The sequence below is a fragment of the Micromonospora sp. HUAS YX12 genome, from assembly GCF_040215685.1.
GTDB lineage: Bacteria > Actinomycetota > Actinomycetes > Mycobacteriales > Micromonosporaceae > Micromonospora > Micromonospora tulbaghiae.
This window is the reverse complement of the sequence record NZ_CP157974.1, coordinates 6194653-6220364: the sequence shown is the minus strand read 5'-3', so window position 1 is coordinate 6220364 and position 25712 is coordinate 6194653. Positions and strand designations below refer to the sequence as shown.

Sequence of the window (25712 nt, the reverse complement as noted above, 5' to 3'; positions counted from 1 at the left end):
GAAATCTGTAACCCCACCGAGATCGTAACGTGGGTTACAGTCCGGGGGCTGGCTGTTCCGGCCCCCGGAAGGACTCCCCATGCGCATCCGTTCCCTCGCCCTGCTCGGCGCGACCACGGCGCTGCTCGCCGCCACCGCCGCCTGCGGCTCCCCCTCGGCCGGTGGCTCCACCGGCGAGATCAAGCCCGTCTCGGTCACCATCGACGGCGTCGGCGCCGTCGAGACCGACAAGGCCCTCGCCGCCAAGGTCCCCGCCGACGTGCGCGGCCGAGGCGCCGTCACGGTCGCCACCAACGCCCCCTACCAGCCGTTCATCGACTTCAAGGTCGAGGGCCGCACCGACGAGTTCGTCGGCCTCGACCACGACCTGTTCCAGGCCGCCTCGGCCCGGCTCGGCCTGAAGGCCACCTTCACCCAGCAGCCGTTCGACGGTCTGGTGCCCGGCCTGCAGGCCGCGAAGTACGACGCGATCGCCGGCGGCATCACCGACAAGAAGGAACGCCAGCAGGTCGCCACATTCGTCGACTACTCCGCCTCCGGCACCGGCTTCCTGGTCGCCGCCGGCAACCCGCTCGGTGTCAGGACGGTGGCCGACCTCTGCGGCCGCACGGTCGCCGTGCAGAAGGCCAGCAACCAGGCGAAGAACCTGGCGGCCTACGCGAAGGACAGCTGCGCCGGCCGGCCGTTGCAGGTCAAGGAGTACCCGGAGAACCCGCAGGCGGTGCAGGCGCTGATCGCCGGCAACGTGCAGGTCGTCGCCGCCACCCGGGTGAACCTGGTGGACACCGCCGGCTCGCTCGCCGGCAAGGCCGAGCTGGTCGCCGACCCGTCCTCGCCCAACGGCTGGCTGGCCAGCCCGAACGGCTTCGGTTTCCTCAAGGCCCAGAAGGAGCTGGCCGAGGCGTACCGGGCCGCCGTGCAGTCGCTCATCGACGACGGCACCTACGGCAAGATCCTGGCCCGCTGGAAGCAGACCCCGATCGCCGTCGAGAAGGCCACCATCGACCAGGCCATCGACTGACCCGGCGGACCACCGCCCCCCGATCCGCGGTCGCCGGGCGCCCTCCCATTCCGTGAGGGCGGGCCCGGAGGCGCCCGGCGACCGCCGCACCCCCTGCCGGAGGCACTCCCGCGATGACCACCCCCGACACCCCGGCGCTACGGGTCGTCCCCGTCCGCCACTACGGCCGCTGGCTGACCGCGCTGGTGGTGGCCGGCCTGGCCGCCCTGTTCCTGCGGGCGCTGCTGACCAGCCCCAACCTCGAACCCGGCACGGTCGCCCACTACCTGTTCCAGGACTACGTGCTCGACGGCGTGCTCACCACGCTCTGGCTCACCCTGCTCGCCATGGTCCTCGGCACCGCCGGCGGCATCCTGCTCGCCGTGCTGCGGCTGTCGGACAACCCGGTGCTGCGCGGCGTCTCATGGACGTTCATCTGGGTCTTCCGCGGCACCCCGCTGCTGGTGCAGATCTTCTTCTTCGGCTTCCTCGGCGCGCTCTTCCCCCGGATCACCCTGACCGTGCCGTTCACCGGCACCGTCCTGTTCGACCGGCCCACCAGCGTGGTGGACACCGGCACCGTCGCCGCCGTGCTCGCGCTGTCGCTCAACGAGATGGCGTACGCCGCCGAGGTGATCCGCGGCGGCATCCTGGCCGTCGACGGCGGTCAGACCGAGGCCGCCGCCGCCCTCGGCATGGGCCCCACGCTCACCCTGCGCCGGGTGGTGCTGCCCCAGGCCATGCGCGTGATCATCCCGCCGATGGGCAACGAGACCATCACGATGCTCAAGTCCACCGCGCTGGTGTCGATCATCGCCGGGCGGGACCTGATGACCGCCGTGCAGAGCGTCTACCAGAACAACTACAAGGTGATCCCGCTGCTCGTGGTGGCGGCGATCTGGTACCTCGCCCTGGTCAGCCTCCTCTCCGCCGGCCAGTGGCTGGTGGAGCGCCGGTTCGGCCGCGGCTTCGCCCGGGGAGGCGTGCGATGACGGCGATGGTCCGTGCCGAGGGTGTCACCAAACGGTTCGGCCCGGTCGAGGTGCTCAGGGGCATCGACCTGACCGTGGCCCCCGGCGAGGTGGCCTGCCTGCTCGGCCCGTCCGGCTCCGGCAAGTCCACGTTCCTGCGCTGCGTCAACCACCTGGAACGCATCGACGGCGGCCAGCTCTCGGTCGACGGCGAGCTGGTCGGCTACCGCCGCCACGGCGACCGGCTGTACGAACTGAAGGCCCGCGAGGTGGCCGTGCGCCGCCGCGACATCGGCATGGTCTTCCAGCGGTTCAACCTCTTCCCGCACCTCACCGCGCTCGGCAACGTGACCGAGGCGCCGGTACGGGTGCTGCGGACCCCTCGCGGGCGCGCCCGCGAGGAGGCGATGCGGCTGCTCGACCGCGTCGGCCTGGCCGACCGCGCGCACCACTACCCGGGCCAGCTCTCCGGCGGGCAGCAGCAACGGGTGGCGATCGCCCGGGCGCTGGCCATGCGCCCGAAGCTGATGCTCTTCGACGAGCCCACCTCCGCGCTCGACCCGGAGCTGGTCGGCGAGGTGCTGGACGTGATGAAGGGCCTCGCCGCCGACGGCATGACCATGGTCGTGGTGACCCACGAGATGGGCTTCGCCCGCGAGGTCGCCGACCAGGTCGCGTTCCTCGACGACGGCGTGGTGGTCGAGGTCGGCCCTCCGGACGAGGTGCTCGGCCGCCCCCGTCACGAGCGCACCCGCGCCTTCCTCGACAAGGTGCTCTGATGGATCCGCTGCTCGGCGCGGCCGGCGACCGGCTGTCCGCGTACCACGACCGGCTCGCCCGCCTGGTCGCCGTCGACTCCGGCTCCGGTCAGGTCGACGGGCTGCGGGAGGTCGGCGACCTGGTGCAGGGCTGGTGCCTCGGCGCCGGGCTGGCCGTCGAGCGGGTGCCGGTCGCCGACCCCGCCGGCCGGCCGCTCGGGGACGTGCTGATCGCCCGCCGCCGTGGCGCCGGCACCCGCCGGATCCTGCTCGCCGGCCACCTGGACACCGTCTTCCCGCCCGGCACGGCCGCCGCCCGCCCGTTCCGGGTGCAGGACGGCCGGGCGTACGGGCCGGGGGTCAGCGACGACAAGGGCGGCGTGCTCGCCGGGCTGGCCGCCGTCGAGGTGCTCACCGCGCTGGACCGGCACCGGTACGGCGAGCTGGTGCTGGTCTGCACGCCGGACGAGGAGATCGGCTCGGTGGGCAGCCGGTCGCTGCTGCGTACCCTCGGGGCCGAGGCCGACGTGGCGCTCTGCCTGGAGTGCGCCCGCGACAACGGCGACCTGGTGTCGGCCCGCAAGGGCGTCGCCGACCTCGCGGTGACGCTGCGCGGACGAGCCGCGCACGCCGGCATCGAGCCGGAGCGCGGCGCCAACGCGCTGCTCGCCGCCGCCCGGCTGACCGTCGCGTTGGACCAGCTCAACGGCCGGTGGCCCGGGGTGACCGTGAACGTGGGCGCGCTGGAGGCGGGCGGCCGGCCCAACGTGGTCGCCGACCGGGCGCGGATGCTTGTCGACCTGCGCGCCTGGCGCACCGGCGAGTACGAGGCGGCGCTGGCCGAGATCCGCCGGCTGGTCGCCGAGCCGGTCGTGTCCGGGGTGCACGCCGAGTTGACAGTGCACGCGCCCACCCCGCCGTGGGAGCCGGGGCCGGCCGGGCGCCGGCTGGCCGAGCTGGCGGCGAAGGTCGGCGCGGGGCTCGGCGTACCCGTCTCGCACACCGCGACCGGCGGCTGCGCGGACGCGAACCTGCTGGCCGAGGCCGGTGCGGCCGTGCTCGACGGGCTCGGCCCGATCGGCGGCGCCGACCACAGCCCGGGGGAGTGGCTCGACCTCGACTCGGTGGTGCCCCGGGTGGCGCTGCTGGCCGGCCTGATCGACGCGGTCGGAGCGATCGACGCTCCTACGTGTAGCGCGATTCCGGAATGAAGCGATCCAGCCAGGCCGACGGGGAGGATGACAGGCTCGTGTCATCCTCCCTGTGTGACCGGCTCGGCCAGGCGACGGCTACGCGAGACCTCCTCGTGGATCCTGACCGTGCCGTCGGCATCGGTGACCGAGAAGAGTGTTCCTTCGTGCTGGACCGCTGCGGCCGCCCAGGTCATCGCGACCTGTAGGGCGTCGCGCCCGCCGCCGCCGGCGGACAGGAAGCCGGCCAGCAGCGCGTCGCCGGCGCCGACGGCGCTGACGACCTTCGCCACGGTCGCCTCCGCGTGCAAGGCGCCCTGGTCGTCGACCAGGACGGCTCCGTCGGGGCCGAGGCTGGCCAGCACGGCGCGTGCCCCCTGCGTGCGCAGCAGCTCGGCGGCGTCGACGACGTCTCCGATCGTGTGCAGGTCGCGCCCGCTGACCTCGGCCAGTTCGTGGGCGTTGGGCTTGACGAGGTCGGGACCGGCGGCAAGGGCCGCGCGCAGGGCGGGACCGGAGCTGTCGACGGCGGTGCGGACGCCGTCGCGGTGTGCGGCGACGGTGAGCCGGGCGTAGAGGTCCGTGGGCACGCCGGCCGGGAGGCTGCCGCATGCGGCCAGCCATGTCGCGCCGTGCGTGTCCTTGAGCGCGGCGGCGACCAGCGTCTCGACCTCGGCGACGTTGAGCGCGGGGCCGCGCTCGTTGACCTTCGTGACGGTGCCGTCCGGCTCGACGAGGCTGATGTTGCTGCGGACCTCGCCGGTGATCGGGACGGTGTGGTGTGCGACGCCGGCGGCGCGCAGCATCTCGCCGAGTTGCGTGCCGGTCGAGCCGCCCACCGGCAGGACGGCGATGACGTCATGGCCGTGTGCCCGCAGGGCCAGCGCCACGTTGACGCCCTTGCCGCTGGGCTCGCTGCGGCTGCGGCCGCTGCGGATGACGGAGCCGCGCGGGAGCGCGTCGATGAAGACGGTCCGGTCGACGCTGGGATTCGGTGTGAGAGTGATGATCATGTCAGCTCCACCTCCAAGCCAGCGGCCTGGAGCGCTTTCAGGTCGGCATCGGGCAGGCCGGTGTCGGTGATGAGCAGGTCGATGTCGGACAGGTCGGCGTGTTTGCAGAGACTCACCCCGCCGACCTTGCTGTGGTCGGCGAGCAGGATGCGCCGGCGGGCGCTTCCGAGCATGAGCCGCTTGACGGCGGCTTCGGCCGGGTCGGGGGTGGTCAGCCCTCGTTCCACGGAGATGGCGTTGGCGCCCAGGAACGCGACGTCGACGTTGATCTCGGCCAGTGCGCGGGCGGCCCAGTCGTCCACCTCGGCCAGAGTCAGCGGGCGGACCCGTCCGCCGAGCGTGACGACAGTGAGCAGTGGCCGGTCGATCAGGGCCAGGGCGATGGGAAGGGTGTTGGTGTAGACGGTCAGTTCCCGGTCCGACGGGAACATCTCGGCGAGCCGTGCGGTGGTCGACCCGGCGTCGATCAGGACCGCGCCGGCTGCGGGCAGGTGCGCCAGCGCCGCGGCGGCGATGCGCGTCTTCTCCTCGGAGTAGTAGGTGCGGGTGACGACGGCCGGTTCGTACGACAGTTGGCCGACCGGGACGGCGCCGCCGTGCACGCGGCGCAGCAACCCTTGCCGTTCCAGGCCGACCAGGTCCTTGCGGACTGTCTCCTTGGTGACGTTCAGCCGGGCCGCGACCTCGGCCGCGTCGATCCGTCCCGCCAAGCGCAGCTCCGTCATGATCGCCTGCTTGCGTTCGGCCGAGTACGGTGCGCGGCGGGCCGGGCTCGAGTTGCCGGGCGGGTTAGGCATCGCGAACGGTCCCGGCGCGCCGCAACGCCCCGTCAGCGGGGCCGTACGTCGTACTCATGGCATCTGCTCCTCTGTCATCGCCGCTGGTCGCCACCGCTCTGCGGCGCGCCGCCTCTCCGTGATGGCGCCCGGGCGCGAACCGCGCGTGGACGGCGGGGTACTCAGTCGAGCGCCGGAAACTCGGCGGGGTCGGCGTAGACACCGGCGGCCAGCCCCGCGAGAAGCGCGGCACCGCGGGCGCCGGCCTCGTCGACCGCGGGGCTGCGCAGCGGGCCGAGAACACGTCGCTTCACCTCCAGCAGCGCCTGACTGCGCGCCCAACCGCCGGTCACCACCAGTGTGTGGTGGTCGCCGGCCACCGCCGACATCGCCGAGTGCACATGAGCGGCCTGTGCGGTGACCGCCTCGAGCGCGGCACGCCACAGGTGAGCCGGAGACATGCCGCTGCCGACACCCGACACGGTCAACACGTCCTCGTCGACTCCGCTGATCGTCACCGGCGGCTCGTCGCGCGCCAGCGCCTCGCGGTCGAGGTCGGGCAGGTCCTGGGACGTCCGCCCGAGCAGCGCCAGGATCCGTTGCAGGGCCAGCCCGCCCTGGGTGCCGCCCAGCAGGCACCACCGATCGGCCAGCACGTGCCAGCCCGTGGTGATACCGGCGCTGGCCAGCTTCTCGACGGCCGCGCCGTCGAGCCCGATGGGGACGGTCCGGATCAGCGCCTCCGCCGTGCCGCACGAGTCCAGCTCGTCTCCGGGCCCCGACGCGCCGACGCCGACGGTGGCCGCCTGGTGGTCGTGGCCGGCCACGGTCAGGACCGCGCCGGTCAGGCGGGGGAGTCCGGCCTCGGCGGTGATGCGACCCAGTGGGGTGCCGGCCGTGACGAGCTCGGGCATCAACGCCCGCGTCGCTCCCGACCAGTCGAGCGCGTCGGGCCACCAGGTGCGCGTGCTCAACTCGAGCCAGCCGGTGCGTGAGGCCAGCGACTGCTCCGCCGACTCCTCGCCGCCGAGTCCGCGTACCACCCACTCGGCGATATTGAGCCGGCGGGTCGCGTCGCGGAGCTGCGGATGGTGGTTGAGCAGCCACCTGTGCTTGGTCAGCGACCACTGTCCGCGCAGCGGCAGGCCGGTGTGCCGGGCGAACGGTCCGGCGCCCACTGTCGCCACGAGGTCGTCGACCTCGGCGCGGTCGCGGGTGTCGTGCCACGCGATGACCGGGCCCAGCGGCGCGCCCCGTCCGTCCAGCAGCACGCCGGACTCGCCCATGCTGGTGACCCCGACCGCCACCACCGTGCCGTCCGGCGCTTCGGCCAGGGCGTTCGCCAGAGCCTCGCGGGCGGAGTCGAGTACGGCGGTGGGGTCCATCTCGGCGCCGTGCACAGTGGTGGTCCACGGCGTCACGGAACGGCCCTGAGCGACTGGCCGGCCGGCCGCGGTGAACACCACCGCCTTGCTGCTGGTGGTGCCGACGTCCAAGCCGACGAGCATCGGGATCAAGACGTCTCCTCGGCTGGTGAACGATTGCGCCGTTGCGTTTCGCTGGATAGCGTTGCGTTTCGTTGGAATTCTGTCAAGAGCGCGGCGAACCGAGTCCTGGACCCCGGGTTGTTTCCGTCCGCGCCTTGCCGTCCCGTGCCGGTCACGTCCGGCCATCTTCCCGGAGGCAGCAGATGCCGCTCGTCACCACCCAGGCCATCATCGATGAAGCCCGCGCCCGGCGGATCGGAGTGGGCGCGTTCAACGTCATCACCCTCGAACATGCCGAGGGCATCGTGGCCGGCGCGGAGCAGGCCGGCACGCCGGTGATCCTGCAGATCAGCGAGAACGCGGTGAAGTTCCACCACGGTCGGCTCGCGCCGATCGCCGCGGCCGCGGCGGCGGTCGCCGCACAGGCCGCGGTGCCGGTGTCCCTGCACCTCGACCACGTCGAGAACACGGCACTGCTGCACCAGGCGGCCGACGCGGGGTTCAGCTCCGTCATGTTCGACGCATCCCACCTCGACTACGACGCCAACGTCGGCGCGACGCGAGCCGCTGCCGACTGGGCGCACGAGCGTGGTCTGCACCTGGAGGCGGAGCTGGGCAAGGTGGGCGGCAAGGACGGGGCGCACGCACCCGGTGTCCGCACCGATCCGGGCGAGGCCGCCGCGTTCGTCGCCGCTACCGGCGTGGACTCCCTCGCTGTCGCGGTCGGCAGTTCGCACGCGATGACCACCCGCACCGCCCGGCTCGACCATGAGCTGGTCGCCCGGCTCCGCGACGCCGTCCCGGTGCCGCTGGTGCTGCACGGTTCGTCGGGTGTCGCGGATCAGGAGCTGCGCGGTGCGGTGGCCGCCGGCATCGTGAAGGTGAACATCGGGACGATCCTGAACGTGGTCTTCACCGGGGCGGTGCGGGAGACGCTGACGGAGCCGAAGCTGGTGGACCCCCGCAAGTACCTCGCGCCGGCGCGCACCCAGATCTCCGCAGTCGTGCAGCAGATGTCGTCCCTGCTCAACGAGGTCAACAGCACGTTGGCGCAGAGTCGCCCCTGACCGTCGGGCCGGTCGGGAGCAGGGCCTGCCACGGGGCTCCGGATCCGTGTCACGTCGCCCCTTGACATGTTTCGCGGGCGTGTCTAGGTTCTAACCACCTTGTGACATCGATTACCCCACGCTTCACGATGACGAGGTCGGAAAGCCCCGGACCAGGCGAACCAGCCGGTCCGGACGGTCGGCCGCTGATCCGCGGTCCGGCCGGCCCGCCCGAGCCGTCACGATGTCCGGGACCGCTGCAGGGTGCCGAGCCGCGCGCCCCGCGGGTCGGTGCCGGGCGGGCACCGTCGTAAGACGTGCGCCCCATGGTGACCAGAGCGGGAAGGTCATTGAACCTCCCGCTCGGGTGACCCCTTATTGACCCTGACGCGCTGTCGCTTCGCGCACTTCGTGGCGGACGAAGCCACTACGGGGCCCGAGGTTGGAAGAGGGTTGACATGCGGGTTAACGCTCCCTAGCTTGTTCGCAGCCGTGACATCGATTACCTATCCGTTGTCCGAACACGGCCACACGCGCGTCATCCGTAACAGCAGAAAACCGGACCGGCGCCGGTCGAAAAGCCCTCCACGGCTTATCCCGGTGACGGACCCACAAGGCTTTCGCCGCCGCACCTCCCGGCTCGGCCGGGGCGCTCGCGGGGCGCACATCAACGGCCGGCAGGCCATTCCCTGCAGAACGCGGTACCTCGGATTGAAGGGACGTACGCATATGCGAGTTCTCGGCGCGAAGGCGACGCGACGCGCGTCTTTGGCCCTCGTCGTGGCCTCTGCCTTGCTCGTGGGGGCCTGCGCCTCCGGGACGAAGGCAGGCGGCTCCGACAAGGAGATCACGATCGGCTGGTCGGTGGCCTACTTCGACCACCCCGTCTATCAGTTGATGATGGAAGGGGTCAAGGAGGAGGCCGCCAAGCAGGGCGTGAAGGTCATCCTTGCGGACGGCAAGAACGACCCGGCCATCCAGACGCAGCAGATCAACAACTTCCTGGCGCAGAAGGTCGACGGGATCATCCTGACGCCCGCGGTCTCCGACCCGATGATTCCGGCGGTGAAGAAGGTCAACGCGGCGAAGGTGCCGTTCGCGATCGTCGACCGGCGGATGGAGACCAAGGGCTCCGGTATCAAGTGGGACTTCCTGGTCAGCTGGGACATGGTCAAGTCCGGCACCGTCGGCGGCGAGCAGGTCGTCAAGGCGCTGAACGGCAAGGGCAAGATCGCCGTCGTCGAGGGCACCGCGGGGGCCGGCTCCACGGTCGACCGGGGTGGCGCGTTCTACAAGGTGATCGCCCAGCACCCCGGCATCGAGGTGGTCTACAAGGCGGACGGCAACTTCACCCGTAGCGGTGGCCAGCAGGTGACCGAAGCGATCCTCCAGCGCTTCCCCGAGGGCCAGCTCGACGCCATCTACTTCATGGCCGACGAGATGCTGTTCGGCGGAATCCAGGCGATCAAGAACACCGGCCGCCGGGACGGGCTCAAGATCATCAGCTGTGACGGTGACAAGAACGCCCTGGACCTGCTGCGCAAGGGTGACATCGACTACGACGGCATCTTCTTCCCCAAGGACGAAGGCGTCATCGGCACCCGGCTGATGGCCCAGCAGCTCAAGGGCGAGAAGCCCGACTTCGCGAACCAGGAGTTCGAGGGTCGCAAGGCCGCTCTCGTCGAGTACGAGGGCATGCCATGGGTGAAGCCGGACTTCTTCGGCGTCGACTCCAGCAACATGAACGACCCGATGTTCGTCGGCTGGTAATCGACCGGCTTTTCGCAGCGGGATCTGCCCTTTCCGCTCACCGCCGAACCGCGGTGAGCGGAAAGGGCCCCTTATCGGCCGATCGCTAACGGGAGTACGAGAAAGGGGGCGTGCCATGGTCGCTTCATCGGCTCCACAGCCCCTCCTGCGTATGGAGGGCATAACCAAGTCGTTCGGCAACGTCCAGGTGCTCCACGGCGTCGACCTCTCAGTCGGACGCGGCGAGGTGCTGGGGCTGCTGGGCGAGAACGGCGCCGGCAAGTCGACGCTGCTGAACATCCTCAACGGGGTGATCGAGCGCGACGCCGGATCGATCCACCTCGACGGCGAGCCGGCCGAGTTCGCCGGGCCGAAGCAGGCGCAGGACGCGGGCCTGGCGTTCATCCACCAGGAACTGAGTGTCCTGCCGTACCTCACCGTCGCCGAGAACGTCTTCCTCGGGCGGTTGCCCCGGCGTAAGGGCGCACCCTGGCTGGTCGACTGGGCGGCCTGCTACAAGCAGGCGGGGGAGATCCTCGAGCGGCTCGCGGTGAAGATCGATCCGCGTACGGTCGTCGGCCGCCTCGGTACGGCCGAGCAGGAACTGGTCGAGATCGCCAAGGCGCTCTCGATGAACGCCCGGATCATCACCATGGACGAGCCGACCGCATCGCTCACCGAGGCGGAGATCGAGCGGCTGTTCACCCTGATGCGGGCCCTGACGGCCGACGGCGTCTCCGTCCTCTACGTCTCGCACCGGCTGCACGAGGTCGCCGAGATCTGCGATCGGGCCACCATCCTGCGCGACGGCAAGATCGTGAGCACCGTCGACGCCAGGACGACCTCCTCCCACTCGCTCGCCACGATGATGGTGGGGCGGGAGCTCTCCGAGCTCTTCCCGAAGACCGAGCACGAGCGCGGGCGCGAGACGCTCCGCGTATCGGGCCTGTCGACCGTGAAGCTCGACGACGTCAGCCTGACCGCCCACCAGGGCGAGATCCTCGGCATCGCGGGCCTCGTCGGCTCCGGCCGGACCGAGTTGGCCCGGGCGATCTTCGGCGCCGATCCGATCACCGCCGGCGAGATCTTCGTCGACGGCGAGAAGGTCACGGTCGACTCGCCGAGCGCCGCCATCCGGCACGGCATCGGTCTGGTGCCCGAGGACCGCAAGCTCCAGGGTGCGGTCCTGTCGATGAGCAACGCGCACAACATCAGCCTTGCCCGCATGTCGAAGGTGAGCCGGTTCGGCCAGCTCAACCGGGGCGGTGAGAAGCAGGAGGCCAAGCGGCTGATTCAGGACCTGCAGGTCTACCCACCCCGTGCCGAGCAGGAGACCGGTCGCCTGAGCGGCGGTAACCAGCAGAAGGTGGTGCTGGCGAAGTGGCTGTTCGCGGGCTCCAGGATCCTCATCGTGGACGAGCCCACCCGCGGCGTCGACGTCGGTGCCCGGGCCGCCATTCACGGGCTGCTCAACGAGCTCGCCGGGGAGGGCGCGACGATCGTCATGATCTCGTCCGACCTTCCCGAGGTGATGGGCATGAGCGACCGCATCCTCGTCATGCACGAGGGGCGGATCGCCGGCGAGCTCGCGCGGAAGGACTTCAGCGAGGAGGCGATCGTGATGTACGCCTCGGGGCTCGAGCCGACAAGAGAAGGGTCGGAGGCGTGACTCCCACCGCGCAGATGGACCGCCAGGTTGTCGAAGCGCCGAAGCGCGGCCTGGCTCGACTGAACATCCAGGTGGAGAACATCGCCAGCGGCGTCGTGCTGGTGGGTCTGGTGATCGTCCTCAGCCTGGTCTCACCGGCGTTCCTGTCGTTCTCCAACTTCCTCGACATCGCCCGGGTGGTGGCCATCACCGGCATCATCGCCGCGGGCATGACCCTCGTGATCATCACCGGCGGCATCGACCTGTCGGTCGGCTCCACAGTCGGCCTGGTCGGGGCGGTCACCGCGTCGCTGGTGGCCAACTCCGCCAGCAACTCGGACTTCGTCACCGACTTCAAGCTGCCGGTGCCGCTCGCCGTCCTCGTCGGACTCGCCGTCGGCAGCCTGATCGGCTTCGTCAACGGTCTGATCATCACCAAGACGAAGATCGAGCCGTTCATGGCGACCCTCGGCTCGATGATCTTCGTCAAGGGTCTGCTGTACCTGTTCACCGGCGGGTACCCGGTCAACTTCCAGCCCATGCCGGACGACTTCGCGTTCATCGGGCAGGGCGCACTGTTCGGGATCCCGACGCCGGTCTGGCTGTTCGCGGTCGTCGTCGTCGCGCTGTGGTGGACCTCCCGGCGGACGACGGTCGGCCGCGCGATCTACGCGATCGGCGGCAACCCGGAAGCGGCCCGGCTCAGCGGCCTGAGGGTCGAGCGGACGAAGATCATGGTGTACACCCTGCTGGGTCTCCTCGCCGGCCTTGCCGGGGTCATCCTGACGTCGCGGCTCGCCAGCGCCACCACCGTCAACGGCACGGGGTTCGAGCTGATCGCGATCTCCGGGGTCGTGATCGGCGGGACCAGCCTGGTGGGTGGTCGGGGCTCGGTCGTCGGCAGCCTCATCGGTGTCTTCACCGTCGGCGTCATCCAGAACGCGCTCAACCTGTTCGGGGCCTCGACGCAGGTCCAGTACGTCGTCACCGGGCTGGTGCTGCTGCTGGCGATCAGCCTCGACGGGATCGCCCGGCGCCGGAGGCGGACATGAGGGGATCGAGGCCGCATCGGTTGCCCCGCGCAGAGAACAGGAACAGGTAGATGTCGTCGTTGCTAGCACGGATTCCAGGGCGTCAACGCGGATCGGGCGCGGCCGGCACCCGCCTGCCGCTGCAGGGACAGCAGTTGGCGCTCGTAGTCCTGATCGCCCTGCTGGCGGTGGTGTTCACCAGCCAGTCGCCGGAGTTCCTGTCCACCGGCAGCGTCGAGAACCTGCTGCGCGGCGCGTCGATGTTCGGCATCGTCGGGCTGGGCTTGACGATCGTCATCATCAGCACCGGGTCCATCGGCGGGATCGACCTGTCGGTCGGGTCGATGATGGCGCTCGGCGGCGCGATCGGCGCCGGGCTGCTCGGCACCGCGTTCACGGCCGCCAACCCGGTCCAGCTTCCGGCCGCCCTCTCGGTGTTGATCGCACTGGTGGTGACGGGGCTGCTCGGCGCGCTCAGCGGGCTGCTGATCTCGCTGCTGAAGCTCGCGCCGTTCGCGGTCACGCTGGGCATGATGAGCGTGGCGCGTGGCCTCACCTACGTGATGATCGCGTGGGCGATCGGCAGTTCGAACACGGCGGGGATCACGTTCTCCGACCCGCTGTTCGACTGGTTCGGCCTCACCAACTACGGCCCGGTCCCGGCCATCACGGTTCTCTTCCTCGTCCTCGCCGCGCTGATCGCGTTCGTGCTCAAGGCGACCGCCTTCGGCCGCAGCCTGTTCGTTCTCGGCGGGAACGCCGAGAACGCGCGGCTGGCGGGAATCAACGTGCGCCGCACGATCGTGATCGTGTTCGCGATCAGCGGGTTGCTGGCGGGCCTCGGCGGCCTGATCCTGACCGGGCGCCTGTCGTCGGCCTCGCCGCTGGCGGCGACCGGCTACGAGCTCGAGGTCATCATGGTCGCCGTCATCGGTGGCACCAGTCTGGCCGGCGGCCGGGGTTCGATCCTCGGCACCGTCCTGGCCGCGATCCTGGTCAGTGAGATCAACACCGGCCTGGACATGATGAACGTTCCGTCGTTCAACCAGTACCTGATCAAGGGCACGATCCTGGTGCTCGCTGTGGTCCTGGACAAGGTGTACCAGGCCCGCAGCTCGCGGAAGTTCGCGGTACAGAGCGCCTGAGACGGCCGGCGGGCCGGGGCGGATGCCCCGACCCGCCTCGGTTGAGAGGTCAGCGGCATGGAGTACGCAAGGAAACCCGACCCGGTTGACGTCGTCATCGTCGGGATGGGCGCGTCCGGGGGCACCGCCGCGAAGGTGCTGTGCGAGGCCGGACTGAACGTGGTCGGCCTGGAGCGGGGGCCGTGGCTGCGGTCGCGCGAGCACTTCTCCGGCGACGAGATCAAGTTCCTCAACCGCACCTACCTGTGGTCGGATCCGAGGGTCAACCCGCGCACCGTGCGGACGGACGACAACGAGACGGCCGTGCCGACGCCGTTCTCGATGGTGCCGCAGATGGTCGGCGGCGGCACGGTGCACTGGGCCGGCTGGCTGCCGCGCCCCCGCCCGTCGGACTTCATGATGCGCAGCCTGCACGGTGACATCGAGGGGGCCAGCCTCGCTGACTGGCCGATCACCTACGACGACCTCGAGCCGTACCTGTCCAAGGTGGAGTGGGCCTTCGGCTGCGCGGGCCTGGACGGCGCGGACGCGTACGAGCCGTACCGCAGTACGCCGTACCCCACGCCGCCGCTGCCCCCGACCCGGGCCGCCAAGCGTTTCTACGAGGCGTGCAGGAAGCTGGGCATCAACGCGATGCCGATCCCGCAGGCGCTGGTCAGCCAGCCGTACCGAGGGCGTACGCCGTCCAACTGGACCAGCTTCTGGAACGGGTACGGCGACCCGAGCGGGATGCGCTCGTCGACGCTGGACACGTTCGTGCCGGAGGCGCTCGCGACCGGCAACCTCGACCTGCGGCCGGAGTGCTACGTGCGCGAGGTGACGGTCGGGCCCGACGGTCGCGCCCGTGGTGTCGTCTACATCGACGCCCTCGGCCGGGAAGTCGAGCAGGACGCCGAACTCGTCCTGCTCTGCCTCGGCGCGGTCGAGTCGGCACGCCTGATGCTCATGTCGAAGTCACGGCAGTTCCCCGACGGCCTCGCCAACAGCAGCGGGCAGGTCGGGCGCAACGCCACCTTCCACGAGTACCTGTTCGCGGTCGGCCTCTTCAACGACGGGCAGCCGCTGTACGGGTTCCCCGGCAACTACATCAGCGGCGGCTCGTTCCAGTTCTACGAGACCGACTACGACCGTGGGCACATCGGCGGCGCGCTGATCGGCGCGTCGCACGTCGGCCAGCCGGTCAACTGGAACTTCCCTGGCCGGCCGGCGTGGGGCAGCGCCGCCAAGGACGCCGACCGCGACTTCTACAACCATGCGATGAAGATCGGCCACACCCTGCATGACCTCCCGGTCGCGTCGAACCGGGTCGACCTCGACCCCGACGTCAAGGACGCGTGGGGCCTGCCGGCGGCCCGGATCACCCACAAGGCGCACCCCAACGACATCGCCCTGGCGAAATGGCAGGTCGACAAGAACGTCGAGATCCTCGAGGCCGCCGGCGCCTGGAAGACGATCCCGGTGTACCTCGAGCGGGGCCGGGCCAGCGGAAACACCTGTCACCAGCACGGGACCGTGCGGATGGGAACGGATCCCGCCGACACCGTTCTCAACGAGTGGTGCCAGTCGCACGACGTCGACAATCTCTACGTTCTCGACGGCGCGGGCTTCCCGACCGCGACCGGCGTGAACCCGACCCTGACCATCATGGCCAACGCGTGGCGGTGCGCCGACTACATCGCCCAGACGCACGCCAAGGGGCGGCAGGAGCGATTGCCGCAGGCTCGGCGTGGGCCGCAGCAGGTAGCGGCGAGCTGAGGAGGAGGCGATGACATCGATGGCGGACTGGCCTGTCGTCCTCGCGCCCGTCGATCCCGACGCGGCGGACCGTCTCTTCTTCACCGACCACGAGTGGGAGACCATCGAGGCCGCGACCGCACGGATCATCCCGACGGATCACGATCCGGGCGCGCGTGAAGCGCACGCCGTCCGGTTCATCGACCGGTTTCTGTCCGGCATAGATCATGTGTACGCCGCCGCGGACGGCAGTGGATTCCTGCGGATGAGCGGGAAGCCGGCCGACGCCTGGCGGGCCCGGATCGCCGACATGCAGGAGACCTACCGCCGGGGCGTGCGCGAGCTCGACGCCATCGCCAGGCAGAGTTTCGGGCCGGACTTCGTGTCCCTCTCCGACGACCAGCAGGACGTCGTCCTGGAGCGGATCTCCGGCGCTCCGAAGCCGGCTCCGGTGGTGCGCGACGCCGGCGGCGCGAGTCCCACGATCCAGGTGTACGCGTTCGACGACGGGTTGTCGTTCTTCGACGCCCTGGTGGCGCACACCCGGCAGGGCTTCTACGGTGATCCGGTCTACGGCGGCAACCGCGGCCGGGTCGGCTGGGCGGTGATCGGGTTCCCGGGTCCCGAGTCGCTCAAGGACACCATGGACGGCACGTACAGCGTGCGCGACTACTACCTGCGGGACTACGACTGGGCGGAGCTCATTCCGCAGCTTCGGCAGACGGGCGGTGCGGGAACGTGACAACCCCGGACCGTGTTGTCGTTCGGCGTTCCGCACGCCCACACGGCGGCCTAGGATTCAGGGCGGGAGCCTCGTGAGGAGCGGCCATGTCCGTCCGCACCGGCCGGCTCGGGTGAGCGCCCTGACCTCGATGATCCCGCCTCGAGAAGACGAGAGGACGGCGAGCCGGTTGATCAGACCTGTTCCCGGCGATGGGGAGGCCCCGGCGGCATCGCCGCGGCGACGAGAATGCGACGGACCGTCATGACGAAGAAGGTCGTGCGGCTCAGCGACGTCGCCCTGGCCGCCGGCACCAGCGCGAAGACGGCCTCGCGGGTGATCAACGGAGATCCGCGGGTGTCCGTGGAGACGCGACAGCGCGTCGAGGAGGCGGTGGTGCGGCTGGGCTACCGCGTCGACCTGCTCGCCAGGTCGCTGCGCCGCGGTGTGGACGACACGATCGGCGTCATCGTCGAGTCGATCGCTGACCCGTTCTTCGCCGCCGTCATCAGCGAGATCGAGCTCGCGGCGCTACGCCGCGGTCTGAACGTGATCGTCGCGAGCAACCGGCGGCTGCCGAACCGTGAGGCGACGATCGTCGACACCCTCCAGCAGCGGCGCGTGGCAGGACTGATCATCACGCCGCACACGGCGGACCTGTCGTACCTCGCGGCCACCAGTACGCCCGTGGTCTTCGTCGATCGCCATCCCAAGAACTTCGCGGCGGATGTCGTCGTCTTCGACGACCGCGGCGGCGCGCGTACCGCGGTACGTCACCTGATCGGCCACGGCCACGAGCGGATCGCGTTCGTCAGTGACGATCTGGAGATCGAGACCTCCCGCAACCGGTACGCCGGTTACGTGGACGCCCTCACCGAGTCCGGACTTCCCGTCGTCGGGGAGATCGTCGCCACGGACTGCGCCGAGGCACGCGCCGCCAGGGCGCGCACCAGCCAGTTCCTCGACCTCGACGAGCCGCCGACCGCGATCTTCAGCGCCCGTTCCGAGACGTCCCTGGGCGTGGTCAAGGTCCTGCACGACAGGGCCCGCACCGACATCGCGGTGGTGTCCTTCGGGGACTTCGCGCTGGCCGATGTCCTCTCGCCGGCGATCACCGTCCTGGAGCACTCGCCCGAGCTGCTCGGCAGACTGGCCGTGGAGCGGCTCTTCGCCCGGCTGGACGGGACGTGCAGCGATCCGGTCAAGACCGTCATTCCGCTGCGTCTGGTGACCCGAGGGTCGGGTGAGATCGTCGCGCCCAGCAAGCCGGCACTGGTGGACGTCGTTCCACCGGTCGATGATCCCTTCGCCCTCCGGGTGACACCCCGTGCGGGCAATTCGAGGCGCTGACCGCAGACCACATGAACGGCGGCCTCGTCGAGACGTGTCCGCCCGGCATCGAGCAGGAAGGAACATTCGCCGACCACCCCGGCGCCCGCACTCGTCGACGACCACGGGTGGGAAACGGTGTCGAGAACCCGAACCGGCGCGACCGAGGGACTTTTCCGGCTGATCGTGAGGCTCCGTGAGCAGGGGCTTTGCGGCGGATGTCGCATGCCCTTTTTCCGTACTGATCTATATAAGTGGGTCTTTTTCGACGCTTGACAGTCATAAAGGGAACTGCTTACGGTTGTCGTGGTCGTGACATCGATTACCTAGTTCTCGGATGAACCTGACGACGACGTCCAGGGGCGTCACCGACAGCTCGTCTCAGGCCCCGACCAGTGCTCCGCATTCCGATCGCGGTGCCGGTCACCTGCACAAGCGATCAGCCGGGCGGCGACCCGTCCAGCGCATGAGTCAAGAGGAGTTTGACTGTGGTTGACCCGTATGCAGTGGTGGCGATCTCTCCGCGCATCGTCACGATGAAGAAGCGTGAGGACGCCGTCGAGAGCGCCAAGCGCATCTGCAACTTCATGGAGATGGCGGTCCGGACCGCGGCGACCGAGGGTGCGCCGGTCAAGCTGGTCGTGCTGCCCGAGATGGCCATCCAGGGCATGCCGGAGAACTTCAAGGCCGGCAACCGGGAGGCCCACGAGGCCTTCGCCACGACCGTCCCCGGCCCCGAGACCGACGTCCTGGCGGCGAAGGCCCGCGAGCTGAACACCTACATCGCCGCTGAACTGCTGTTCGTGACCGACGAGGACTTCCCGGGTCACCTGTTCAACGTGGCGTTCATCATCAGCCCTGAGGGCGAGGTCATCTACAAGCGGGCCAAGTCCACCAGCGACGCGTACGAGGGTGGCGCGCTGGGCACCACCAACCCGCACGACATCTACGACGAGTGGGTGGCCAAGAAGGGCAACGGCAACGCCCTGGACGCCATCTTCCCGGTCGCCAAGACCGAGATCGGCAACATCGGCTACATCATCTGCCACGAGGGCGCCTACCCGGAGACCTCCCGCGGTCTGGCGATGAACGGCGCGGAGATCATCATCCGTGCCACGCTGATCGACCCGCAGGTCAGCCAGGGCATGTGGGAGCTGCAGAACCGCGCCCACGCCATGTTCAACCAGACCTACGTGATCTCGCCGAACCTGGGCCCGCAGATGAACGACGACGGGCACATGTTCGACCTGTTCGGCGGCCGGTCGATGATCGTGGACAGCAAGGGCCATGTCGTCGCCCGCCAGGAGGGCCTGATCCCCGGCGACTCGTTCGTCAGCTACGTCATCGACATCGAGGCGCTGCGCCGCGCCCGCGCGGCGAACGGTGTCATGAACTGGTTCAAGGATCTGCGCACCGAGCAGTACGCGGCGATCTACGAGAAGCCGATCTACGAGAAGAACCAGTACGTCGAGAAGCTGCCGCAGGAGGGCTGGCTCGCCCGCGAGGACGACCGCCGCGCCGGCAACATCGAGAAGCTCATCGAGCGGGGCCTCCTCACGCCCCCCTCGCTCTGACCCCCACCCGGCCCTTGAGCGGCGCGCCCGCTCAAGGGCCGGGCAGCACCCGATGATCGTCCCTCCGGGCAACGCCGGATGACCACCCGCACAGGAAGAAACAGGTAATGAAGGCAGCGCTGCTCGAACAAGCCGGACCGATCGAGAACAAGCCGCTCCAGCTGCGCGAGGTGGCCGAGCCCGCGCCGTCGGCCACCCAGATCCTCATCAAGGTCGGTGCCTGCGGTGTCTGCCGATCCAACCTGCACATGGTCGAAGGCGACTGGCTGCCCAACACGCCCGCCTCGTTCCCGATCATCCCCGGCCACGAGGTCGTGGGCACGATCTCGGCGGTCGGCTCGGCGGTCACGCACCTCGCCGTCGGGGACCGGGTCGGTGTGCAGCCGATCTGGAAGACCTGCGGGGTGTGCCAGTACTGCTTGTCCGGCCGCGAGCAGCTGTGCCGGCAGCGGCAGATCACCGGGGAGACCCTCGACGGCGGCTACGCCGAGTACATGCTGGCGGAGTCGGCATACGCCTACCCGCTCCCGGACAACCTCTCCTTCGAGGAGGCCGCGCCACTCTTCTGCCCCGGCATCACCGCCTACGGCTCGGTGTCGAAGGCGCACCTGACGCCCGGGCAGAAGGTCGCTGTCCTCGGCGTCGGGGGTGTGGGCCACATGGTCATCCAGATGGCCGCCCTCACCGGTGCCGACGTGTACGCGGTGACCCGCAGCGCGGTGCACCAGGCGGTCGCCGAGGAGCTCGGCGCTCTCAAGTCCTTCAGCCCCAAGGGTTCCGGCGGCAGCAACCTCTCCGACAACGCGGTGGACGCCGCCATCGTCTTCGCGCCGTCCGACGCGTCCGTGGCAGAGGCGATGCGGATCGTCAAGCCCGGCGGGCGGATCGTCCTCGGCGTCGCCCAGAACGTCGGCCTGCTGGACATCGGCGACGAGCGGACCGTTGTCGGCTCCGTGCTGGGCAACCGACAGCAGATGCGCGAGGTCCTCAACCTCGCCGCCGCCGGCAAGCTGCGCTCCGTCCACGCCGACTTCCCGCTCGCCGAGGCGAACGAGGTGCTGGGGATGCTGAAGGCCGGGAAGATCCGGGCACGGGCCGTCCTCGTCCCCTGACAGTTCGACAGTGAAGGAGAGCCCAGCCATGTCCGCCGCCGGGGGTCCGGTCCGCTACGGCATCGTCGGCCACGGCTGGCGCGCCGACTTCTACCTGCGCCTGGCCCGCCAGGTTCCCGAGCGCTTCCAGTGCGTCGGCGCGGTGACCCGCCGCCCCGACGTCGGCGCCCGGCTGGAGCAGCAGTGGGGCATCCCGACGTACCGCAGTGTCGAGGAGCTGGTCGCCTCCGCGGCGCCCGAGGTCGTCGTCACGTCGGTGCCGAGGGAGGCCAACCCCGAGGTGGTCTCCTCGCTGGTCGCGCTCGACACCGCGGTGCTGTCGGAGACCCCGCCGGCCCCCGACGCCGACGGACTGCGCCGGCTCTGGGCCGCCGTCGGCGCCAGTGACCTGGTCCAGGTCGCCGAGCAGCACCCGTACCTGCCGGTGGTTGTCGCGCTGCGGACGCTGATCGCGGACGGCGTGCTGGGCGAGGTCACCTCCGCACAGGTGTCCTGGTCGCACGATTACCACGCCACCGCGTTGTTGCGGATCCTGCTCGGTGTGGCGGCGGAGCCGGCGCGGGTGAGCGCGGTGCGCACCACCGGCCCGCTGCTGGAGGGCCCCGACCGGGGTGGCTGGCCGGCCACGCCGGAGGTGCGCCCGGCAGCTCACACACTCGCGGTGCTGGAGATGGCGGGCCGCAGCGGCGTGTACGACTTCAGCGAGGGACAGTGGTTCAACCCCTGGCGCCGCCGGCACGTGATCGTGCGGGGCAGCCACGGCGAGGTGGTCGGCAACGAGGTCACCTGGAGCACGGAGAACGGCACGCCGGTGAGCGCCCCGATCGTGCGCCGGCACACCGGGCTGGACGGCAACCTCGAGGGGGCGGACCTCGACACGTTGAGCTGGTCGGGTCGGGTGCTCTACCGCAACCCGTACCCCGGCGCCCGGCTCTCCGACGAGGAGATCGCGATCGGCACCTGCCTGGAGCGGACCGGCCAGTGGCGCCGGGGCGTGGAGCCGGCGCCCTACCCGCTCGCCGACGCGTGCCAGGACCACCTGCTGGCGCTGGCGATCCACGCCGCCGCCGACACCGGGGGACCGGTCACCACCGGCGCGGAGCCGTGGGCCCGGGCGGTCCGACCGTAGTTCGAGATGCCGTCGTCCGGCGGGCTCCGCGTCCGCCGGCAGTCGTGGAAAGCGAGCCGGAGAATGACGGTCCTTGCGGGAAAGGTCGCCTTCGTCACGGGAGCCAGCAGCGGTATCGGCGCGGCGGTTGCGCACGCGCTGGCCGCTCGGAAGGTCAAGCTGGGCCTCGCCTCGCGCAGCGCGCCCGACCCGGGGCTCGCCGACTGCGTGAACATATCGTGTGACGTGCGGGATCCGGCGCAGGTGGAGGCGGCGGTCGCCGAGACCGTGGCGCGCTTCGGCGGCCTGGACATCGTGGTCGCGAACGCCGGCGTCGGATCGTGGGGCGACTTCGAACAGACGCCCCTGGCCGAACTCGACGAGATGGTCGACGTCAACATCCGGGGCCTGTTCCACACCGTCCGTGCCGCACTGCCGCACCTGCGCGCCCGCGGCGCCGCCGACATCATCACCGTGGCGTCCGAGGCCGGCCGGCGTGGGCTGCCCGACGAGGCCGCCTACGTGGCGACCAAGTTCGCCGCGGTCGGGTTCACCCGGTCGCTGGACCACGAGTTGCGCGAGAGCGGCATCCGCTGCTGCAACGTCTGCCCGGGCGGCGTGGCGACCGAGTTCGGGATGGGGCGCGGCCTGCGTACCCCGGACATGCCGGAACTGGACGACATGATGCGGCCCGAGGACGTGGCGGAGACGATCATCTTCGCGCTCACCCGGCCCCGTCACTACCGCATGCTCGAGGTCGCCTTCCGATCCATGACGGAGCAGTCGTGGGGCTGACGACGGCGCAGCGAGGCGCCGATCCGCCGGCTCGCGGGTGTCGGCGTGCACGGCATGAGCCCGCGCACCGTGAACTGGGGGAGTCGCTCATGACAGGCGAGATCAAGCGTACGGTCACGACCCTGGCCGACGGCCGGGAACTCATCTACTTCGACGAGACCGACGACGCCTGCCGGACCGGATCCGACGACCGCGTGCTGCCGCCGCCTCCGGCGGCGTCGGAGCTCAGGCACGATCCGCTGCTCGACGAGTGGGTGGCGATCGCGGCGCACCGGCAGACGCGCACCCACCTGCCACCGGCCGCGGAGTGTCCGCTCTGCCCGTCCCGCTCGGGACACCTCGGTGAGATCCCGGCCCCCGACTACGATGTCGCGGTCTTCGAGAACCGGTTCCCGTCGTTCAGCCACCGCGGCGCACGGGTGCCGCCGACGATGCTGCCGGAGTTCGTCCCGTCCCGGCCCGGCACCGGCCGCTGCGAAGTCGTCTGCTTCACCTCCTCACACGACACGTCGTTCGCCGGGCTCACGTCGCAGCGGGTACGCACCGTGATGGAGGCGTGGGCCGACCGGACGGCCGAACTGTCCGGCCTGCCGGGTGTGGAGCAGGTCTTCTGCTTCGAGAACCGGGGCGAGGAGATCGGGGTGACGCTCCACCACCCGCACGGTCAGATCTATGGCTACCCGTTCGTCACTCCCCGCACCCGCCGGATGCTGGCGTCGGCGCGCTCGTATGCGGAGAGCAACGACGGCGCGGACCTGTTCGCGGCCGTCCTCGCCGCAGAGCAGTCCGGCGAGCGTGTCGTCGCCGCCAACGCGCACTGGACGGCGTTCGTGCCCGCGTTCGCGCGCTGGCCGTTCGAGGTGCACCTCTACCCCCACCGGAAGGTCGCCGACCTCGCCGCGCTCTCCGACGCCGAACGCGCCGCCTTCGGACCCGTCTACCTCGACGTGCTGCGCCGCTTGGACGGCCTGTTCGGTGTGCCGATGCCGTACGTCTCCGGCTGGCAGCAGGCGCCCGTGCGGATCGACCGCCACCTTGCCTACCTGCACCTGCAGCTGTTCACCCCGCGGCGGGCGCCGGGCAGGTTGAAGTACCTCGCCGGCTCGGAGGCGGCGATGGGCGTGTTCATCAACGACGTACGCCCCGAGGACGCCGCACGGATGCTGCGCGAGGTCTCCGTGTGAGCGCCGCCGGCCGGGACGGGCCCGCCGTCAGATGGCACGGTGAGGGCTTGACAGAAACCCCAACGAGTTGCAACAGTTCCCAACGAATCGCAAGTGATGCTGGCCCGATCACCGGGCGGGCAGCTTTTCGATGGTCTTCGGCTCAGGGAAGGCCGCGAAGCCGCACGGGAGTGGGTTGGTGTGCGTTCCAAAAGTGATCACGCAGATGTCCTGATCGTCGGAGCGGGGACTTCGGCGGGAGTCGCGGCCCGGCATCTGGCGAATGCTGGATTCAAGGTCGTCTGCCTTGAGCAGGGCGACTGGGTGGATCCCGGAAACCTGCCGGGGAACAAGCCCGAGTACGAGCTGGCCGGCTCGAAGGACTGGCATCCGGACCCGAACGTTCGCGGTCGCCGCGAGGACTACCCGGTGGACCACAGCGAGTCGGACCTGCCCCTGTGGATGTACAACGGCGTGGGTGGCACGAGCGTGCTCTACGGCGGCATCTGGGCCCGTGCCCTGCCGTCGGACTTCCGTGTGCGCACTCTCGATGGCGTGGCCGATGACTGGCCCCTGACGTACGACGAGCTCCTGCCGTACTACCAGGCCGTCGAGCGGGAGATGCGGGTGTCGGGTCTCGCCGGCAACCCCGCCTACCCGCCAGGGTTCGAGCCGCCGCTGCCGGCCGCACCGATCCACCAGACCGGCCGGACGATGGCCGAGGGGATGAACCGGCTCGGATGGCACTGGTGGCCCGGCACCAACTCCATCCCCACGCTCAACCGCCCGCACAGCAAGGAAGGCCAGTGCGTCCGCTACGGCGTCTGCCGGATGGGCTGCCCGGAGGGCGCCAAGTCCTCGACGGACGTGACGCACCTGCGGGACGCAGTGGAGCTCGGGGCACAGGTCGTCACCCGCGCCCGGGTCGCCCGGGTGACGCTGGACGAGCGCGGTCGGGCCAACGGAGCGGTCTACCTACGGGACGGTCGCGAGCACTTCCAACCCGCTTCCCTGGTCATCATGGCGGCCGGCGGTATCGGAACCCCCCGGCTGCTGCTGATGTCCGCGTCCCACCGCTTTCCGGACGGCCTGGCGAACTCCTCCGGGCTGGTCGGTAAGCGGCTGATGCTGCACCCGTACGCGGCATCCGTCGGCGTCTACGAGGACGACCTGGAGAACTGGCTGGGACCGGCCGGCGAGCACATCGGCTCGATGCAGTTCTACGAGTCGGACCCTTCGCGCGGCTTCGTCCGCGGCGCGAAGTGGGCGCTGCTGCCCATCGCCGGGCCCCTCGAAGCGGCCGAGAAGTGGACCGATCCACGGAGCCTCAGCGGCGAGGAACTCTGGGGCGAAGGCTCGGCCGACAGGATGAAGTCATTCGTCCGCATGCTGCAGTGGCACGTCGTCCCGGAGGACCTGCCGGAGGAGTCGAACCTCGTCTCCTTGCACCCCTCGCTCACCGACTCGGACGGACTGCCGGCGGCGAAGGTGCACTACCGGGTCTCCGACAACACCCGCAAGATCGTCGACTTCAACCTGGCCAGGACTCTGGAGGCGCACGAGGCCGCCGGCGCGACGAAGGCCTGGGTCGCCGGCCGCAACCTCATGACCGGGCACAACACCGGTACCGCCAAGATGGGCGATGACCCCGCCACCTCGGTCGTCGACCGCTTCGGTCGTACGCACGACGTGCCGAACCTCTACATCATCGATGCCAGCGTGTTCACGACCTCGACCGGCGTCAACCCCACCGCAACGATCTGCGCCCTGGCGAAACGTACCGCCGGCCACATCGCATCCAACGCCCGGGAACAGGAGGTGGCGTCGTGACTGGCCTCGACCTTTCCACAGAACTCGGCGACGCGTCGCGGGCTCGCCTCGCCGCGCTCGCCGACCTCCTGATCCCCGGCGGATCGGGCCTCCCGTCCGCCGGCGACGCGGACGTGGCCGGCCAGTGGATCAACCGGGCGCTGGCTGCGAACGCGGACCTGACCAGCGCGGTCAAGCACGCACTGGCGACCCACGGAACGCCCGACGAGGCACTCGCAGAGCTGCGGCTCCACCATCGGGACGTCTTCGACGCGTTCGCATTCGCCGTGTCCGGCGCCTACTTCATGAACCCGGACGTCCGCGCTGCCCTGGGCTACCCGGGTATCGCGCCGCGCCGGCTGCCACCGGCGGAGGGGGAAGCTGACTACTACCTCGAGGACGACATTCTTGCTCCGGTGATCGACCGAGCTGCCATCTATCGCCCGACGCCGGCCTGATCCACCGGTAGTCAGGACCAGCAAGGCCTCAATCAATCGGTGTCCATGGTGTTACGTCGCGCCTGGCGCGGCGAATCAGGTAGAGGGAGGTCGTC

At 70.2% G+C, this 25712-nt stretch carries 22 protein-coding genes; 19 read left to right on the top strand and 3 right to left on the bottom strand.

Features of this window, described 5'->3' with window-relative positions; genetic code table 11:
• The first annotated feature begins 79 nt into the window (after positions 1-79).
• From ABIH81_RS29505 to ABIH81_RS29490, 4 genes are all read left to right on the top strand, one after another.
• Entirely contained in the window at positions 80-1021 is a 942-nt protein-coding gene (locus ABIH81_RS29505; protein WP_349878134.1) for a transporter substrate-binding domain-containing protein, read from the top strand.
• A 113-nt stretch (positions 1022-1134) separates the two neighbouring features.
• A complete protein-coding gene (locus tag ABIH81_RS29500; protein WP_349878133.1) occupies positions 1135-1992 on the top strand; it encodes an amino acid ABC transporter permease in 858 nt (285 codons plus the stop codon).
• The gene (locus ABIH81_RS29495; protein ID WP_349878132.1) at positions 1989-2750 is read left to right on the top strand and encodes an amino acid ABC transporter ATP-binding protein; all 762 of its coding nucleotides are present in this window, start codon (positions 1989-1991) and stop codon (positions 2748-2750) included. Before ABIH81_RS29500 ends, ABIH81_RS29495 begins: the two co-directional genes overlap by 4 nt.
• Positions 2750-3940, top strand: coding sequence for a M20/M25/M40 family metallo-hydrolase (locus ABIH81_RS29490; RefSeq protein ID WP_349878131.1), 1191 nt, complete (start codon positions 2750-2752; stop codon positions 3938-3940). The genes ABIH81_RS29495 and ABIH81_RS29490 overlap by 1 nt, the downstream gene beginning before the upstream one ends.
• 41 nt (positions 3941-3981) lie before the next feature.
• On the opposite strand, the gene pfkB is transcribed toward ABIH81_RS29490, so the two are convergent.
• The 3 genes from pfkB to ABIH81_RS29475 all read right to left on the bottom strand — a co-directional run bounded on the left by pfkB (position 3982) and on the right by ABIH81_RS29475 (position 7216).
• Positions 3982-4932, bottom strand: coding sequence for a 1-phosphofructokinase (gene pfkB / locus ABIH81_RS29485; protein ID WP_349878130.1), 951 nt, complete (start codon positions 4930-4932; stop codon positions 3982-3984).
• Positions 4929-5657, bottom strand: a complete 729-nt coding sequence (locus ABIH81_RS29480; RefSeq protein WP_349878129.1) for a DeoR/GlpR family DNA-binding transcription regulator — start codon at positions 5655-5657, stop codon at positions 4929-4931. The genes pfkB and ABIH81_RS29480 overlap by 4 nt, the downstream gene beginning before the upstream one ends.
• A gap of 233 nt (positions 5658-5890) precedes the next feature.
• On the bottom strand, positions 5891-7216 hold the full coding sequence (locus ABIH81_RS29475) for an FGGY family carbohydrate kinase (protein ID WP_349881240.1): 1326 nt from the start codon (positions 7214-7216) through the stop codon (positions 5891-5893).
• A 182-nt stretch (positions 7217-7398) separates the two neighbouring features.
• Here ABIH81_RS29475 and ABIH81_RS29470 point away from each other — a divergent pair, with 182 nt between their 5' ends.
• The 15 genes from ABIH81_RS29470 (at position 7399) to ABIH81_RS29400 (ending at position 25617) form a co-directional block, all read left to right on the top strand.
• The gene (locus ABIH81_RS29470) at positions 7399-8262 is read left to right on the top strand and encodes a class II fructose-bisphosphate aldolase (protein WP_349878128.1); all 864 of its coding nucleotides are present in this window, start codon (positions 7399-7401) and stop codon (positions 8260-8262) included.
• A 459-nt stretch (positions 8263-8721) separates the two neighbouring features.
• Entirely contained in the window at positions 8722-10011 is a 1290-nt protein-coding gene (locus ABIH81_RS29465) for a substrate-binding domain-containing protein (RefSeq protein ID WP_349878127.1), read from the top strand.
• A 151-nt stretch (positions 10012-10162) separates the two neighbouring features.
• Positions 10163-11659 (top strand): sugar ABC transporter ATP-binding protein, encoded by a 1497-nt coding sequence (locus ABIH81_RS29460; protein WP_349878126.1) that lies wholly within the window; start codon positions 10163-10165, stop codon positions 11657-11659.
• Positions 11656-12690, top strand: coding sequence for an ABC transporter permease (locus ABIH81_RS29455; protein WP_349878125.1), 1035 nt, complete (start codon positions 11656-11658; stop codon positions 12688-12690). The genes ABIH81_RS29460 and ABIH81_RS29455 overlap by 4 nt, the downstream gene beginning before the upstream one ends.
• A 134-nt stretch (positions 12691-12824) precedes the next feature.
• The gene (locus ABIH81_RS29450) at positions 12825-13814 is read left to right on the top strand and encodes an ABC transporter permease (RefSeq protein ID WP_349878124.1); all 990 of its coding nucleotides are present in this window, start codon (positions 12825-12827) and stop codon (positions 13812-13814) included.
• A gap of 57 nt (positions 13815-13871) precedes the next feature.
• A complete protein-coding gene (locus ABIH81_RS29445) occupies positions 13872-15569 on the top strand; it encodes a GMC family oxidoreductase (protein ID WP_349878123.1) in 1698 nt (565 codons plus the stop codon).
• A gap of 10 nt (positions 15570-15579) precedes the next feature.
• Positions 15580-16290, top strand: a complete 711-nt coding sequence (locus ABIH81_RS29440) for a gluconate 2-dehydrogenase subunit 3 family protein (protein WP_349878122.1) — start codon at positions 15580-15582, stop codon at positions 16288-16290.
• 243 nt (positions 16291-16533) lie between these two features.
• Positions 16534-17619, top strand: coding sequence for a LacI family DNA-binding transcriptional regulator (locus ABIH81_RS29435; RefSeq protein ID WP_349878121.1), 1086 nt, complete (start codon positions 16534-16536; stop codon positions 17617-17619).
• Between the two features lie 467 nt (positions 17620-18086).
• Positions 18087-19172 carry a nitrilase-related carbon-nitrogen hydrolase gene (locus ABIH81_RS29430; RefSeq protein ID WP_349878120.1) on the top strand — a complete coding sequence of 362 codons (1086 nt, stop codon included), beginning with the start codon at positions 18087-18089 and terminating at the stop codon, positions 19170-19172.
• Between the two features lie 107 nt (positions 19173-19279).
• A complete protein-coding gene (locus ABIH81_RS29425) occupies positions 19280-20284 on the top strand; it encodes an alcohol dehydrogenase catalytic domain-containing protein (RefSeq protein ID WP_349878119.1) in 1005 nt (334 codons plus the stop codon).
• 28 nt (positions 20285-20312) lie between these two features.
• Positions 20313-21413 carry a Gfo/Idh/MocA family oxidoreductase gene (locus tag ABIH81_RS29420; RefSeq protein ID WP_349878118.1) on the top strand — a complete coding sequence of 367 codons (1101 nt, stop codon included), beginning with the start codon at positions 20313-20315 and terminating at the stop codon, positions 21411-21413.
• Between the two features lie 63 nt (positions 21414-21476).
• On the top strand, positions 21477-22187 hold the full coding sequence (locus tag ABIH81_RS29415) for an SDR family oxidoreductase (RefSeq protein ID WP_349878117.1): 711 nt from the start codon (positions 21477-21479) through the stop codon (positions 22185-22187).
• 89 nt (positions 22188-22276) lie between these two features.
• Positions 22277-23371: a galactose-1-phosphate uridylyltransferase gene (gene galT / locus ABIH81_RS29410; RefSeq protein ID WP_349878116.1), complete on the top strand. Its 1095-nt coding sequence runs from the start codon at positions 22277-22279 to the stop codon at positions 23369-23371.
• Positions 23372-23467: 96 nt separating this feature from the next.
• On the top strand, positions 23468-25180 hold the full coding sequence (locus tag ABIH81_RS29405; RefSeq protein ID WP_349881239.1) for a GMC family oxidoreductase: 1713 nt from the start codon (positions 23468-23470) through the stop codon (positions 25178-25180).
• A complete protein-coding gene (locus ABIH81_RS29400; protein WP_349878115.1) occupies positions 25177-25617 on the top strand; it encodes a hypothetical protein in 441 nt (146 codons plus the stop codon). The genes ABIH81_RS29405 and ABIH81_RS29400 overlap by 4 nt, the downstream gene beginning before the upstream one ends.
• Positions 25618-25712 lie beyond the last annotated feature (95 nt).

Bases quoted from the DNA above. Each gene is read 5' to 3' on its own strand.
- ABIH81_RS29470 (WP_349878128.1), top strand. From the start codon at position 7,399: ATGCCGCTCGTCACCACCCAGGCCATCATCGATGAAGCCCGCGCCCGG.
- ABIH81_RS29505 (WP_349878134.1), top strand. From the start codon at position 80: ATGCGCATCCGTTCCCTCGCCCTGCTCGGCGCGACCACGGCGCTGCTC.
- ABIH81_RS29440 (WP_349878122.1), top strand. From the start codon at position 15,580: ATGACATCGATGGCGGACTGGCCTGTCGTCCTCGCGCCCGTCGATCCC.
- ABIH81_RS29490 (WP_349878131.1), top strand. From the start codon at position 2,750: ATGGATCCGCTGCTCGGCGCGGCCGGCGACCGGCTGTCCGCGTACCAC.
- ABIH81_RS29405 (WP_349881239.1), top strand. From the start codon at position 23,468: ATGCTGGCCCGATCACCGGGCGGGCAGCTTTTCGATGGTCTTCGGCTC.
- ABIH81_RS29475 (WP_349881240.1), bottom strand. From the start codon at position 7,216: ATGCTCGTCGGCTTGGACGTCGGCACCACCAGCAGCAAGGCGGTGGTG.
- ABIH81_RS29425 (WP_349878119.1), top strand. From the start codon at position 19,280: ATGAAGGCAGCGCTGCTCGAACAAGCCGGACCGATCGAGAACAAGCCG.
- galT (WP_349878116.1), top strand. From the start codon at position 22,277: ATGACAGGCGAGATCAAGCGTACGGTCACGACCCTGGCCGACGGCCGG.
- ABIH81_RS29415 (WP_349878117.1), top strand. From the start codon at position 21,477: ATGACGGTCCTTGCGGGAAAGGTCGCCTTCGTCACGGGAGCCAGCAGC.
- ABIH81_RS29495 (WP_349878132.1), top strand. From the start codon at position 1,989: ATGACGGCGATGGTCCGTGCCGAGGGTGTCACCAAACGGTTCGGCCCG.
- ABIH81_RS29420 (WP_349878118.1), top strand. From the start codon at position 20,313: ATGTCCGCCGCCGGGGGTCCGGTCCGCTACGGCATCGTCGGCCACGGC.
- ABIH81_RS29435 (WP_349878121.1), top strand. From the start codon at position 16,534: ATGACGAAGAAGGTCGTGCGGCTCAGCGACGTCGCCCTGGCCGCCGGC.
- pfkB (WP_349878130.1), bottom strand. From the start codon at position 4,932: ATGATCATCACTCTCACACCGAATCCCAGCGTCGACCGGACCGTCTTC.
- ABIH81_RS29500 (WP_349878133.1), top strand. From the start codon at position 1,135: ATGACCACCCCCGACACCCCGGCGCTACGGGTCGTCCCCGTCCGCCAC.
- ABIH81_RS29445 (WP_349878123.1), top strand. From the start codon at position 13,872: ATGGAGTACGCAAGGAAACCCGACCCGGTTGACGTCGTCATCGTCGGG.
- ABIH81_RS29460 (WP_349878126.1), top strand. From the start codon at position 10,163: ATGGAGGGCATAACCAAGTCGTTCGGCAACGTCCAGGTGCTCCACGGC.
- ABIH81_RS29480 (WP_349878129.1), bottom strand. From the start codon at position 5,657: ATGACGGAGCTGCGCTTGGCGGGACGGATCGACGCGGCCGAGGTCGCG.